Raw genomic sequence first — 14,592 nt, 5'->3', positions numbered from 1 at the left:
ATTTTTATAAGGAAAATAATCATGGCAACGCCTCATATTAATGCAGAAATGGGTGATTTCGCGGACGTCGTGCTGATGCCGGGCGATCCGCTGCGCGCGAAGCACATTGCGGAAACCTTCCTCGAAGATGCGGTAGAAGTGAACAACGTGCGCGGCATGCTGGGTTACACCGGTACTTATAAAGGCCGCAAGATTTCGGTAATGGGTCACGGCATGGGCATTCCATCCTGCTCGATCTACACCAAAGAGCTGATCACCGATTTCGGCGTGAAGAAGATCATCCGTGTGGGTTCTTGCGGTGCCGTGCGCGCTGACGTGAAATTGCGTGACGTGGTGATTGGGATGGGTGCCTGCACCGATTCCAAAGTGAACCGTATGCGCTTCAAGGATCATGACTTTGCCGCAATTGCGGACTTCGACATGGTGCGCAACGCGGTTGACGCAGCCAAAGCGCTGGGCGTTGATGCACGCGTGGGTAACATCTTCTCGGCCGATCTGTTCTATACGCCAGATCCGCAGATGTTCGACGTGATGGAGAAGTACGGCATTCTGGGCGTGGAAATGGAAGCGGCGGGTATTTACGGCGTGGCGGCGGAGTTCGGTGCGAAAGCGCTGACGATCTGCACCGTGTCGGATCATATCCGCACCCATGAGCAGACCACCGCGGCTGAACGCCAGACCACCTTCAACGATATGATTAAGATCGCGCTGGAGTCGGTGCTGCTGGGAGATTAATTTCTATCCTTGCTGCGCCTATTAACCAGGGCGGCATAAATGCCGCCCCTACAACGAATGTAGGGTCGCCATTCATGGCGACCTGGCTCCCCACCGTAAACATCTGACACACTTTTACCCAGGCTTGTGCATCTTCGTGCTGGCTCTGAAACATTCTCTGCTTATCATTAGCGTGATAACAAAGAGACTAAGCCCACCTGATGAATTTTCGTAATTTCGAAGCAGAAGAAAAGCTGTTTGCCCGCCGTGCGATTGTCGCTTTTGCCCTGGTTGTCATCTGCTTTACCATTTTAGGCATCAACCTGTATCGCCTGCAGGTTGATCAGCACAGCTATTACCAAACGCGATCCAATGAGAACGACATCAAAATGATCCCCATTGCGCCGACGCGTGGGCTGATTTTCGATCGCAACGGTATCCCGCTAGTACGCAACGTTAGCTGGTATGACATTCACATCACGCCGTACAAAATCGCCGACATGCAGGCAACGCTAAAAGCGCTAACGCCGATTGTCGATCTGACGCCAGAAGAGATCGAAACCTTCGAGCATGAACTCAAGCAGAACAGCCGCTACAAGCCGGTTGAACTGAAAGCCGAACTGACTGACGAAGAAGTGGCGCGCTTCGCCGTCAATCAATTCCGCTTTAGCGGCGTCACCGTCGATACCTATCAGGATCGCGAATATCCTTACGGCGCCGATCTGGCGCACGTGCTTGGCTACGTCTCAAAAATCAACGATAACGACTACAAGCGTCTGAACGCCCAGGGCGTGGGCGAGAACTATGCCGCCGACCATAACATCGGTAAGCAGGGCATTGAGGGCTATTACGAATCGCTGCTGCACGGCAAAACCGGCTATCAGGAAGTGGAGGTGGATAATCACGGCCGCATCGTGCGCGTGCTGAAAGAGGTGCCGCCGGTTGCCGGACAAAACATCACGCTAACGCTCGATCTCCATCTACAGCAGTATGTTGAGAGCCAGCTGGCGGGGCAACGCGCGGCGGCGCTGATTGAAGATCCGCACGACGGCAGCGTGCTGGCGATGGTCTCCGCGCCGAGCTACGATCCCAATCCGTTCGTTAAAGGCATCAGCTATAAAGCCTATAAAACCCTGCTGCAGGATAAAGACCTGCCGCTGATTAACCGCGTCACCCAGGGGTTGTATCCGCCAGCCTCGACGGTGAAGCCGTATATGGCGATGTCCGCGCTGCTCACCAAAGTGATTACGCCGGGCACCACCTTCTTCGGCGCGCCAACCTGGACGCTGCCGGGCACCGATCGCAAATATCGCGACTGGAAAAAATCGGGCCACGGCATGCTGGATGTCACGCGCGCGATTGAGGAGTCCGCCGACACCTTCTTCTATCAGGTGGCGTTCATGATGGGTATCGATCGCATCCACACCATGCTGAGCCAGTTTGGCTACGGCAAATCGACCGGCATCGATCTCAACGAAGAGTACGCGGGCTTGCTGCCGAGCCGCGAGTGGAAGCAGAAGGTACATAAACATGTGTGGTATCAGGGCGATACCGTATCGGTCGGTATTGGGCAAGGTTATTGGGTGGCCACGCCGATTCAGATGGTGAAAGCGATGGTGGCGCTGATCAACAACGGTCGCGTGATCAACCCGCATCTGCTGGAGAAATCACAGCGTGGCACCGACATGCAGCCGTATCAGCCGAAATTACCGCAGGCGCAGATTGGCGATGCCAAATCGCCGTACTGGTCGCTGGTGCGCCACGCCATGTTCGGTATGGCGAATGCGCCAAACGGCACCGGCTACAAATACTTCCACACCGCGCCGTACGGCATTGCGGCCAAATCGGGCACCTCGCAGGTCTTCAGCCTCAAGCAGAATCAGGTGTATAACGCCAAAATGACGCCGATGCGTCTGCGCGATCACATCTTCTATACCGCTTTTGCACCGTTTAACGATCCCAAAGTAGCAGTGGCGTTGATTCTGGAAAACGGCGGCAACGAAGGCGTCACGGCGGCGCCGCTGATGCGCAACATCCTTGACCATATCTTTGTGCCGGAAGCTGCAGCGCCGCCGCTGGCAACAGCGGCGCAGTAGGAAAGTGAATTAGTCCTCTTTCAATGCATCCGTAACGTGGCCGATGGCGCGCACCACTTCGCTGGAACTGCCGCGAATATCGGCCATCATGCCGCCCGCTTCCTGCGCTAACACCACGCCTTGATCGGCGCGTTTCAGGTTAGATGCAATCCCTTTCAGCGCTTTCTCCGCCAATGTGTGGTTCTGCTGCACCATGTTCTCAATCTCGGTGGTGGCGCGGTTGATGTTAGCCGCCAGCGTACGCACTTCGTTGGCCACCACGGCGAAACTGCGACCGTGCTGACCGGCGCGCGCCGCTTCTACCGCCGCGTTGAGCGCCAGCAGATTGGTTTGATCGGCGATGCGGCGAATGCTTTCGACGATGGCGCCAATGCGATCGGATGAGTCGCTCAGATTACTGATATCGCCGGAAATACCGTGCAGTTCGCCGGCCAGATCGTTCATGGTCTGCACGCTGTTTTCAATCACCGTCGCACCCAGTCGCGTGCTTTCGCTGGTTTGCAGCGCGGTTTGATACGCCTGCTGCGCCGCTTCGCGCTCCTGCTGATTCTTCTCTACTTGCGCGGTGACATCGGTGGCGAACTTCACCACTTTGTACAGCTCGCCGGCTTCGTTAAACACCGGGTTATAGGTGGCGCGTAGCCACACCGTTTGGCCGCGTTTGTTCACGCGCTGAAACTGACCGGAGATAAATTCGCCCTGATTGAGCTTGTGCCAGAAGCGGCGATACTCGTCGCTGGCACGCATCTCTGGCGGACAGAACTGGCGGTGATGCACGCCAACTACTTCCGTCGCGCTGTAGCCCATGGTTTTCAGGAAGTTGTCGTTGGTCATCAACACTTCGCCCTGCAAGTTGAAGGCAATCACCGCCATGGAGCGCTCTATGGCGGTGGTCATCGCGCGCTGCTCCTGCGCATCCATAATGCGCGCGGTGATATCGCTTGCCAGTTTGACGATTTTAATCACGCGACCGCTGCGATCCTGCACCGGCACATAGTTGGCTTCCAGCCAGATGGGACGGCTGTGTTTTGCCACGCGCAGAAATTTGTCGCTAAAACCTTCGCCACGATTCAGGCGCCGCCAGAAGTCGCGATAGTGCGGAGAGGTGATCTGATCGGCGGTGCAAAACAGGCTGTGATGCTGGCCGACGATCTCTTTGAGCGTATAACCCATGCGCTCAAGAAACAGATCGTTGGCGGTGAGAATTTTGCCTTCGGGGGTGAATTCGACCATGGCGATAGCGTCCTGCAACGAATTGAGCGTTGCCAGGCTATGACCGCGTTTCTGCCACGCAAGGCGCGACAGGATTCCTGATGTAATTGTGCTGAACATGGTGCACCTTAATTATTGGTATGAGATGTCAGCACGGTTATCGGCACAAGCGATTAAAAATTCATCGATAACTGCGATAGGTAGAATGATTTTTTACCGGTTGGTCTGGCGGTTGCTTTAAAAGGCATCAGTCAGTCAATTTTTGCTGAAAAGCGTTTGACGGTGCCGCGCCAGTAAGGTTTAATGCGCCCCGTTGCCCGGATAGCTCAGTCGGTAGAGCAGGGGATTGAAAATCCCCGTGTCCGTGGTTCGATTCCGCGTCCGGGCACCAACATTTAGAAAACCCAGCTTATGGCTGGGTTTTTGCTTTTCTGCGATTCATCACTCTTCAAACAAACGCTCGACGATTGCGACTCAAAGCGGAAATTGAGCATCTGTATCGCCAGAGGTAACACGCGTTCTGTTAAGCAGTAGGACGTTCGTTCCATGCATCCGTGTACTGGATGTTGCCATCAACGATGCGCCAGGTGATTTTTTCATACTGCATGCTAACGCTTTCTGAGTGATTCATTTTATCGTTGCCCGATAGTTTCACATTGGGAACACCGCAGTGAACGCCAGTAATTTTCACGTTTTCCAGTATCACCGTGTAGTAGCAAACCTCTTGCCCAGCATCGCTGCTATTGTAAAAGCGGATTTCGGCGCTCTTTAATGTCTGCCCGGTAGCAGCGGCTTTATAAAGATAGGGCGTTGAGCTATCCACTTCCTTTACGGAGGGATTGGCATTTAATTGCTCCTTATTAGTTTTAATAACTTCATTGTTGAGATGTAAATAAAAGTAGTTATAGAAAAGACAAACATTACGGATATATAAAAATAAAGGTCGTAGAAGTTATCCGCTCCTATCTCGCCATCACCATAAATAAATTTAGCGATGCGAGTAGCTAAGTTATGATCCAACCATATTTCAGGGTTGCCTATTATTCGCCCGGTAATCAGCGAAATAGCGAAATAGAAAATAACTTTTGATGTCCTACGGACAAATGTTGTTATTGCCACTGGCAATTACCTCAATCCATCCACGTGCCATCAGGGATTTCATACAGGGAACCTGTATAGGTGAAGTCTGCAGTAATGCGTCGCGAATCAGTATTCCATTCAGTGCCATCGTTCCCTCAATATTCATGTAATAACTATTTGTGATAGTAACAGTGAAGAGGTTTTGAGACACTAATCATTAGTATTTCTTGGGGTTTTGACTAACATTGGTAACTCTTTTTTTTGAACAGCATAGTTACATCTCTTGAGCCAATAACAACATCTGCATTTTAGAGCTGATGACACTCAGTAACATTGCGGCGGTCAGAACGCTGTGATATGTCATCCGCTTTCCCCCAGCAGAAGAAGTACCGGCATGATAAGATTGCCTTCATGCATCTAGTGTCCCGTATCCCGCTGTTTACATGCATGATCATCCTTGTTAAGGGGAAATATGTCAGACGACAGGTTGCCATGAGTAAACCCCAGTAGCACTTTCTGGTTCTCGTCTGCGACTTTCTGGGCACGACTTATAAGATCCGTTGCTTCATTACCTGCAACAGTGGCATCAAAGCGCACATAGGTAGGGCTATCAGTCGCACCACTCAGCGCATTAATCACCACGCTAAGAAATCGCCACTAAAGGTTTTCTTTATTGCAAATGTTGCTCAGATAACCCAACCCCTAATGCTGAGAGTGAGGTATTCAGCTTTAGCAGTAGTGGTGTTGGCGTTGTATGCAGCGTTGATGCTAGTAGCAGCAATCATAATGCTCTCGCCTGGGAGTGAGGTAGAGTGACGAAGAAATATGCATCCCTGACGAATAAATGCTTTCCATCAGGAAGCGCGGATAGCTATGCCGCGCTGGCTGGTTTGAGATACATCAATAATAATGCCGCTCAGTGTCCTGCCGTGATGAGCAGATATAAGCGCTACAAATAGGGCAATTGACGTATATGCCGAAGGTAGTAGCAGTTTTATAACCCCGAAATATCACTCTGTTAAAGTTAAAATAACTCAATCAGCATATCCAGAAATGCGCGTACCGCCGGATTACTGCGACGGCTCTCAGGCCAAATCGCGCTGATATTGTGTCGCTCGACGGCAAAATCGGCCAAAACGGGGACCAGTTCCTTGCGGCTGACCCACCGCTCCGCCATAAAATTCGTGGCCATTCCGATGCCTGCACCTGCAGCAATGGCAGCCAGCACGCCTTCACTGGCATCAACGATGACTGACGATGACGGCACGATTTCAATCTCTTTCTCTCCCATCCGAAACGGCCAGCGAAACACTTGCCCCGAACTTTGATAACGCAGATTAACTGTCTGATGTCCTTCCAGTTCATCGGGATGCTGCGGTGTGCCGTGCACCGCCAAATATGCTGGCGAAGCGTAACAGCAGAGCTTATAGGGTGAGAGGCGGCGTGAAATCAGGGAGGAATCGGCGAGCTCACCGATGCGCACCGCGATATCAATGCTCTCTTCTGTCAGACCCGAGATGTGGTCGCTCAAGCGTAGGTCGATCATGACTTTTGGATGGCGCTGGCGAAATGTTGTAATCGCCGGCGCGATCATATGCAGACCAATCGGCAGTGAGGTCGCGATACGCAATGTGCCCGCCGGTTCGGAACGTGCCGACTTCGCCACCTGTTCGATCTCTTCCGCATCCCGCAGCAACTTAAGCACGCGCTCATGCAGATCGCGTCCTTCGGGCGTAAAGGTGAGGGAACGCGTGGTGCGAGTGAACAGCGTCACGCCGAGATAACGCTCCAGACGCTGGATGCTTTTACTGATTGCTGAGGGAGAAACCGCCAGCGAACGGGCGGCAGCGGTATAACTGCCGAGCGAGCCAGCACGCGCAAAGGCGATTAAGCCCGTGAGTCTTTCAAAACCTATTTGTTCCTTCATGGCACTATTAAAGCGAAGCAGGGCCTTATTATCAACTCAAGGTAATAGTTGTACGCTTTCTCTATCAGACAAAAGAGAGAGCGATATGACGATGACAACGATGAAAGCAGTGCGATTGCATCAATTTGGCGGCCCGGAGGTTCTGCATTATGAAGATGCTCCGCGACAAATTGCTGAACCCGGTGAAGTGCTGGTTCGCGTTCATGCTTCAAGCCTTAATCCGCCCGACCTCCATCTGCGCAATGGTTATCGCTCGTTGCCACCTGAATGGCAGCCCAGCTCGGCCTTTCCACTGATTCTGGGTACCGATATCTCAGGAACCGTTGTAGCACTGGGTGAGGGCGCTTCCGGATTCAGCATCGGAGACGAGGTTTATGCGATGGTGCGATTCCCAGAAGACTTGATGACGGGCAGCGGTGCGAACGCAGAATACGTGCGCGTCGCAGTGAACGAACTGGCGTTGAAACCAGAGGGGATAAGTCATATTGAGGCAGCCGGTGCACCGATGTCGTTGCTGACGGCGTGGCAGTTTCTGATTGAGCTCGGCCATGACGTAGCCAATCCTTTTCAGTCTTTTCAACATACGCCGGTTCCGCTCGCGGGCAGAACGGTGCTGATAAATGGTGCTGGCGGCGGAGTAGGGCATCTGGCGGTGCAGATTGCCAAATGGCAAGGGGCGCATGTTATCGCCGTCGCTTCTGGCAAGCATGAAGCCCTTCTGCGCGATCTCGGTGCCGATGAGTTTATCGATTACCGCAAGGCTGCTGCCGAAACGGCGGCACAGAACGTCGATTTGGTGATGGATGCTGTGGGTGGCCCGCATATGGAACGCTTTCTGGCGATCATCAAACCGGGTGGCTCGCTGTTCCTCGTTAATCCGCTCGGCTTCACGGGATATCAAGATGCAGCTAATGACGGGATAACGGTGTCATCAGCCCAGGTGCGATCCAGCGGCAAACAGCTGGTGGAAGCAGGGGAATTACTTGAGAAAGGCATGATTCGAGTTGTGGTTGAAAATACCTATCCGCTGGTAGAAGCCTCCGCCGCACATGAGCGCGCTGGTCGGGGAAATATCCAGGGAAAGATTGTTCTGACTCACCTCTAAAACTTCGGTGTGGACTGAACCAGATAATCGTCAATAAGGTTTACTTTCACGGTGACGTTTTTAAGGTCGTGATAATGACTCTCCCTATCCACGCTTTAAGCCATAAAAAAACGGATGGCGAACCATCCGTTTTGGCTTAGTGGTTTATGCGTTCAAAAATCAGATTACTGAGTAGTGTTGCTCCTCAGATTCAATCATCGCTCGCGCAGCGTTGTTCACCACGCCGGACTGCGTTTCCACCGCCATATCGGCTTGCGCGATTGACAGCGGTTGGGCAGCAGGCTGCTGAACGTCAGCTTCCTCACTGAACAGCGCAGGCTCCGCAGAACTCAGCAGATCGGCGGCTGAAATATTCAGCAGCGATGCCTCAGATTCCGCAGGGGCAGTCTGAACATTAAAGCTATTAGGGTAGCTCTCCAGATAGAGGCTTTTTACCACAATAGAGTGCGGACCATCTTGCAGCTCAGGGACAACAAACGACCACGAGCCGTCCTGCAGGGTCTGTACCGAACCGATGGGTTTGCCATTGTCCAAAATTTCCAACAGGATATCTTGTCCAGCAAAACCTTTCAGCGTAGGGGTTGAGTCAGAAGAAATCTGACCGTTTCCAATCAGAATTTCACCCTGTTGATCATCATAGACGCCGCATGAGATTGCCATATCATACGGTGACGCCAGCTCGAAGCTAAAATCAATGCTCTCAACCTGACCTTCACCAGTGACTTTCACCAGATTATTGCCCGATTTCAACGGCTCAGTGACGTCGAAGTTCCAGCGACCGTACTCATTGGTTAGCGCCGTTCCATGTGTCTTACCGTTGATAGTGATGGTGACGACCGAACCCACTGCTGCGATACCGCTAAATGACGGCGTGTTGTCATAAATCGCTGTGCTATGACCAATACCAAAACGCTCAACACCCTCGTTGTAGGTACTCACTCCTTCCAGCACTAAAATGCGTTCAGCTGCGGCTGGCACCAAGGTGAAGGTAAATGCCTCACCGTGATATTTTTCGTTCGATCCCGCCGTGATGTTGTGTTTACCCAGCGACAGCGCAGTTTCAACCTGGTACGTCCATGCACCGGTAACATCAGCGCGCGTTTCACCAATTTGAACGCCATTATCGAAGATCTTCACCAGCGCATTGCTATCGGCTTTTCCTAGCAGGAAGGGGGAATGGTCATCCATTTCGCTGTTGGCATTGATGAAGCCTGACTTAAAGAAGTTATCTTGTACAAAGGTGACTTCATACGTCGTTCCTTTCGGTAGTGGATTTTCTGGATCAGGTGCCACCACGGTGAAGACAAAGGCGGGGCCATAATGCTCGGCATCAGGTCCTGCACTGATTTCATGCCTACCCAGCGACAATGCGGGTTCTGGTTTGAACGACCAGAAGCCAGACGCTTCAGCGCGTGTTTCACCGATCTTCACGCCATTATCGAAGATATGGACCAGCGCATAGCGTGATGCATGCCCTGAAAAACGCGGGGCCGCGTCATCACTCTCGCCGTTCTGTGGAATACGTCCCGATTCCAGCACGCTATCGTAGGCATTGCTGACTTCGTAAATGATCTGGATCGGTAATGGGTTCTCTGGATCTGGCGCCACCACGGTGAAGCTAAAGGCCGGGCCTTTATGCTCTGCATCGGGTCCGGCAGTGATGTCATGTTTACCCGGAGTTAATGCTTCTTCAAGCTGGAACGCCCATGTGCCAGACACATCAGCGCGTACTTCACCGATCTTAACGCCGTTATCGAAGATCTGGACCATGGCATAGCGTGAAGCCTTACCGAAAATATGTGGCATAGCGTCATCTGTCTCGCCATTGGCAGGAACAGTACCTCTTTCCAGCACGTCATCACTCACCCTGGTAACGGTGTAAGTCACCTCTGGTACAACCGGCGGTTCAACCACAGTAGGTTCGGTGATGTCAAAGGTGTACGTCTCGCTGGTATTACCCTCTTCGGCGACGGCCACGATGTGATGTGGGCCGATATTCAGCGGATCGGTAAAGGTAAAGGTCCAGCTGCCGTCGGCTAAGGTTTTAACTGAACCAATCCAGTTTTCACCTTCATACAGATTGATCACCACATTTTTCGGACCGCCGCCGCGCAGATCGGGCGTGGTATCGGCGGTTGAATTCCAGCTCGACTCTTCACCCGAGTTGGCATAAACAGCATTCGCACTCACCGGTACTTTCACCACCAGCACAAACGAATCGCTTTCCTGGCCATTGTCGGCTTTCGCCACAAAGTTATGTGAACCCTGGCCAAGATAGTCCGGAACGATGAATGACCAGGTGCCAAGATTAGATGTTCTCGCCACACCGATTTTTACATCATTGTCATAAATGGTAATCAGGCTGTTAGGCTCAGCGAAGCCGGCAAGCGCTGGCTTGTCGTCCTGAATAACATCATGCTCTTTCAGATATCCGGTCTTATTTCCAACCTTGGCAAAACCGTAATCAATCTCGGTTTTACGCACAGGCTGAGGTTCTGGCTCTGGCTCAGGTTCTGGCTCTGGTTCCGGCTCTGGCTCTGGTTCTGGCTCTGGTTCCGGCTCTGGCTCTGGTTCCGGCTCTGGCTCTGGCTCTGGCTCTGGCTCTGGCTCTGGCTCTGGCTCAGGTTCTGGCTCTGGCTCAGGCTCAGGCTCAGGCTCAGGCTCAGGCTCAGGCTCAGGCTCAGGCTCAGGCTCAGGCTCAGGCTCAGGTTCTGGCTCAGGTTCTGGTTCTGGCTGAGGTTCCACTGGCGCGTCGATATACAACGTAAATGGATTACTTTCGCTGCCGTCTTCACTTTTCACCGTGATGATATGCTCGCCGCCGCCCAGTTCCTGCTCGAAGTTCCAGCGTCCGCCCCAGCTTGATAATACCGAGCCGATCTCAACCCCGTTATCGAAAATAAAGATCAGCGTATTTGGCTTCGCGGTACCGTTAAAGCGGGGTGCGGTGTCTTTGATGCTATCGTTGTCGCCGACTTCACGGTCATAGCCAACGCTGTCATCAAACGCGCGATCGATGGTGACTTCAGGCGCTTTAACTGGTGCGGTGATGTAAATCGTAAACGGATCGCTCACGCTGCCGTCTTCGCTTTTCACCGTGATGATGTGTTTGCCCGCGCCGAGTTCCTGCTCGAAGTTCCAGCGTCCGCCCCAGCTCGATACGACTGAGCCGATAGGAACCCCGTTATCAAAAATAGTGACTACCGTATTCGGTGCCGCTTTGCCGTTAAAGTGCGGCGCGGTATCACTGACGGTGGCGTTGTCGCCCACTTCGCGGTCATAACCGACGCTATCATCGAATGCGCGATCGATAGTGACGGGTGTAGCGGCGACGGTGAAATCATAGGCTTCACTCTCGCTGCCTTCGCCTGCCTTGAAGGTGATGCTGTGCGCGCCGCCTTTCAGCTCGGCGGTGTAGCTCCAGTAGCCCCAGGCATTAGACACCGCGGTACCAATAGGCTGACCGTGGTCATACACGGTGATTTTCGCATTCGGTCCCGCTTGCCCGCTAAAGCTCGGCGACGTGTCATTGATGGTGGCGTGGCGAGCAAAGTTTTGGCTGTAGCCTAAGGAGTCGTCGTAGGCATCATCAACGGTGATCGGCTGGCTATCCGGCGTCACCACCGTGAAGTCAAACGGATCAGTTTGGTTATCTTCGCCTGACTTGAAGACGATTTTGTGCGCGCCGCTGTTCAGGAGAGCGGTATAAGACCAGTATCCGGTGTGATCGGGAGTAATGACGCCAATCGGCTGACCGTTGTCATATACGGTAATTTTCTTACCCGGCTCGGCGTGACCCACAAAACGCGGCGTTGAGTCGTTGATGGTGGTGTTGCGTTCAAAATCACGTTGGTAACCCTGCGAGTCGTCATACGCGTGGGTGATGGTAATCGGCATCACTTCCACGGTGAAATTAAACGCATCACTCTCGCTGCCTTCGCCGGCTTTAAAGGTGAAGCTATGCGCACCTGCCTTCAGCTCAGGTGTGAACACCCACTTACCGTTGTGATCGGACATGGTGAAGCCGATAGGCTGGCCGTTGTCATACACATTGATTCTGAGATTCGCGCCTGATGTGCCGTTAAAGCGCGGCGTGGTGTCATTGGTGATGCCGTTCTCCGTCACCAGCTGCCAGAAAGAGTGCGCGTTGTCATACACCTCGTCCACGATGATCGGCTGGCTTTCAGCTAATACGATGGTGAAGCTAAACACCTTGCTCGCGTTGCCCTGAGCATCCTTAAAGCTGATGTTATGCAGACCGCTGCCCAGTTCCGGCGTGTAGATCCACTCGCCGCGGGCGTTGGAAGTCATGCTGCCGATCGGCTCACCGTTGTCATACACGGTGATCAGCACATTCGGGCTGGCCTTGCCGTTAAAGCGCGGTGTGGTGTCATTGGTGGTGCCGTTCTCCGCAATGCGCTCCCACACATAATTACTGCTCTGATATACCTCTTCGATGGTGATTTGCGCGTCGATGGTGAAGCTGAACACCTTGCTCTGGTTGCCCTGCGCGTCTTTGAAGCTGATGTGGTGCTCGCCGCCGCCCAGCTCCGGCGTGAAGACCCACTCGCCACGGGCGTTAGAGGTGGTGCTGCCGATCGGCTGGCCGTTGTCATACACGGTGATCAGCACATTCGGGCTGGCCTTGCCGTTAAAGCGCGGCGTGGTGTCGTTGGTGCTGCCGTTCTCACTGATGCGCTCCCAGACATAATTGGTGTCCTGGTTTACCGCTTCGATAGTGATGTTCGCGTCGATGGTGAAGCTGAACACCTTGCTGCCGTTGCCCTGCGCGTCCTTAAAGCTGATGTTGTGCAAACCGCCGCTCAGCTCTGGCGTGAAGACCCATTCGCCACGGGCGTTAGAGGTGGTGCTGCCGATTGGCTCACCGTTGTCATACACGGTAATCAGCACATTCGGGCTGGCCTTGCCGTTAAAGCGCGGCGTGGTATCGATAGTGGTGCCGTTCTCAGCAATAGATTCCCAGACATAATTAATGTTCTGGTTCACTTCTTCGATGGTGATTTGTGCATCGATGGTAAAGCTGAACACCTTGCTCTCGTTGCCCTTAGCATCTTTAAAGCTGATGTTGTGCATGCCGCCGCTCAGTTCTGGCGTGAACACCCATTCGCCACGCGCGTTAGCGGTGGTAACGCCGATGGGCTTACCGTTGTCATACACGGTGATCTGCACATTCGGGCTCGACTTGCCGTTAAAGCGCGGCGTGGTGTCGTTGGTGGTGCCGTTCTCGGTAATCAGCTCCCAGACATAATTGGTGTTCTGGTTGACGGCTTCGATGGTGATATTCGCGTCGATGGTGAAGCTGAATACCTTGCTCTCGCTGCCTTCGCCGGCTTTAAAGCTGATGTGGTGCTCGCCGCCGTCCAGTTGCGGCGTGAAGACCCACTCGCCGCGCGCGTTAGAGGTGGTGACGCCGATCGGCTGGCCGTTGTCATACACGGTGATTTGCACATTGGCGCCCGCTTTGCCGTTAAAGCGCGGCGTGGTGTCGATAGTGGTGCCGTTCTCAGCAATGCGTTCCCAGACATAATTGGTGTTCTGGTTCACCTCTTCAATGGTGATCAGCTGGGTTTCCGGGCCTTCAATCACCGGATCTACTGGATCAACAATCACCGGCTCTTCCGGTTCTGCGCTGCCGATAATTTCGAAATTAAACGGTTTGGTGGTATTGCCGTTGCCAGCGTCAAAGGTGAGGGAGTGCTCGCCCAGCCCCAGTGTAGGATTGAAGCTCCAGTTACCATTCGCTTCAGAAGTGAAGGAGGCGATTGGCTGGTTATGATCGTAGACGGTAATGATGATATTCGGATCGGCAATGCCCGCAAAGCGCGGGGTGGTGTCCTCGATTTTATCGCCCGGCACGATAGTCATGTTTTGTTCGCCGCTATCATCGATCTGATACTTCAATGAAATCAATTGAGAGCCTGCTGCAAGCAGCAGAAAATCAAACGTATCGCTTGATTCATTGGTTGTGAATGTCAGATGGTGCTGGCCAATGTCTAAGCCGGGAGTGGTGCTGAAATTGAACGTCCAGTTGCCGTTAGCATCAGACGTGGTAACGCCAACCTCCTTTTCACCATCAAAGATGGTGATTTCGGTATTAGGTGCAGCAACGCCAACAAACCGCGGGGTGTCGTCATAGGTTACTCCGTCGCGATAGATGGTTTTAGAGCGCGTGTCATCAATAGCATAATAGACGGTTAACGCGACAGGTTCTGCCAGCGTGGTATGGGTGGCGGCAATCTGTACAGCTGCAAAATCGGCACTATTTTCAATCGCGTTTTCCGGCGCAGCGCTTAAAACGGAAACCGTTGCGTTCTCGTGACTGGAACGATGCACGCTATTTTTTTTGGATTCTTCCATGGTGTTCATTCTCAAATACTCAGCTACATCCTATACGCAGCTAACGGCGCCATAATAAGGGCCGCGAAAAAAGTATTTAT

General features: G+C 53.0%; 7 protein-coding genes, 1 tRNA gene and 2 pseudogenes. 4 read left to right on the top strand and 6 right to left on the bottom strand.

The window, feature by feature from the left end; genetic code table 11:
* The first annotated feature begins 21 nt into the window (after positions 1-21).
* Both deoD and mrdA read left to right on the top strand, forming a co-directional pair.
* Entirely contained in the window at positions 22-735 is a 714-nt protein-coding gene (deoD, locus tag WFL93_RS20310; RefSeq protein ID WP_007893178.1) for a purine-nucleoside phosphorylase, read from the top strand.
* Positions 736-935: 200 nt separating this feature from the next.
* Entirely contained in the window at positions 936-2,810 is a 1,875-nt protein-coding gene (gene mrdA / locus WFL93_RS20305; RefSeq protein WP_007893176.1) for a penicillin-binding protein 2, read from the top strand.
* Between the two features lie 9 nt (positions 2,811-2,819).
* On the opposite strand, the gene WFL93_RS20300 is transcribed toward mrdA, so the two are convergent.
* Positions 2,820-4,142 (bottom strand): methyl-accepting chemotaxis protein, encoded by a 1,323-nt coding sequence (locus WFL93_RS20300; protein WP_007893169.1) that lies wholly within the window; start codon positions 4,140-4,142, stop codon positions 2,820-2,822.
* A 195-nt stretch (positions 4,143-4,337) separates the two neighbouring features.
* Here WFL93_RS20300 and WFL93_RS20295 point away from each other — a divergent pair.
* A tRNA-Phe gene (locus tag WFL93_RS20295) sits at positions 4,338-4,413 on the top strand.
* Positions 4,414-4,545: 132 nt separating this feature from the next.
* Here WFL93_RS20295 and WFL93_RS20290 read toward each other — a convergent pair.
* The 4 genes and pseudogenes from WFL93_RS20290 to WFL93_RS20275 all read right to left on the bottom strand — a co-directional run.
* Positions 4,546-4,851: pseudogene (locus WFL93_RS20290) on the bottom strand (Hcp family type VI secretion system effector); the annotation flags it as partial.
* Between the two features lie 264 nt (positions 4,852-5,115).
* Positions 5,116-5,232, bottom strand: a pseudogene (locus WFL93_RS20285) (DUF2778 domain-containing protein); the annotation flags it as partial.
* A 287-nt stretch (positions 5,233-5,519) separates the two neighbouring features.
* Positions 5,520-5,699 carry a DUF3577 domain-containing protein gene (locus WFL93_RS24325; protein WP_442955900.1) on the bottom strand — a complete coding sequence of 60 codons (180 nt, stop codon included), beginning with the start codon at positions 5,697-5,699 and terminating at the stop codon, positions 5,520-5,522.
* Between the two features lie 427 nt (positions 5,700-6,126).
* The gene (locus WFL93_RS20275) at positions 6,127-7,029 is read right to left on the bottom strand and encodes a LysR family transcriptional regulator (RefSeq protein ID WP_336778913.1); all 903 of its coding nucleotides are present in this window, start codon (positions 7,027-7,029) and stop codon (positions 6,127-6,129) included.
* A gap of 85 nt (positions 7,030-7,114) precedes the next feature.
* Between WFL93_RS20275 and WFL93_RS20270 the strand changes: the two genes are divergently transcribed.
* Entirely contained in the window at positions 7,115-8,134 is a 1,020-nt protein-coding gene (locus tag WFL93_RS20270; RefSeq protein WP_442955899.1) for an NADP-dependent oxidoreductase, read from the top strand.
* Between the two features lie 159 nt (positions 8,135-8,293).
* Here the strand turns inward: WFL93_RS20270 and WFL93_RS20265 are convergent, their stop codons facing one another.
* Positions 8,294-14,512: an Ig-like domain-containing protein gene (locus WFL93_RS20265; protein WP_336778912.1), complete on the bottom strand. Its 6,219-nt coding sequence runs from the start codon at positions 14,510-14,512 to the stop codon at positions 8,294-8,296.
* Positions 14,513-14,592 lie beyond the last annotated feature (80 nt).

This window comes from Pantoea sp. USHLN256 (genome assembly GCF_037149875.1).
GTDB classification, from domain to species: domain Bacteria; phylum Pseudomonadota; class Gammaproteobacteria; order Enterobacterales; family Enterobacteriaceae; genus Pantoea; species Pantoea nemavictus.
Note: the sequence above shows the minus strand (reverse complement) of the source record. Positions and strands in the feature narration are given on the sequence as shown.

Coding starts and splice junctions, on each gene's coding strand:
- deoD (WP_007893178.1), top strand. CDS start 22: ATGGCAACGCCTCATATTAATGCAGAAATGGGTGATTTCGCGGACGTC.
- mrdA (WP_007893176.1), top strand. CDS start 936: ATGAATTTTCGTAATTTCGAAGCAGAAGAAAAGCTGTTTGCCCGCCGT.
- WFL93_RS20300 (WP_007893169.1), bottom strand. CDS start 4,142: ATGTTCAGCACAATTACATCAGGAATCCTGTCGCGCCTTGCGTGGCAG.
- WFL93_RS20275 (WP_336778913.1), bottom strand. CDS start 7,029: ATGAAGGAACAAATAGGTTTTGAAAGACTCACGGGCTTAATCGCCTTT.
- WFL93_RS20270 (WP_442955899.1), top strand. CDS start 7,115: ATGACGATGACAACGATGAAAGCAGTGCGATTGCATCAATTTGGCGGC.
- WFL93_RS20265 (WP_336778912.1), bottom strand. CDS start 14,512: ATGGAAGAATCCAAAAAAAATAGCGTGCATCGTTCCAGTCACGAGAAC.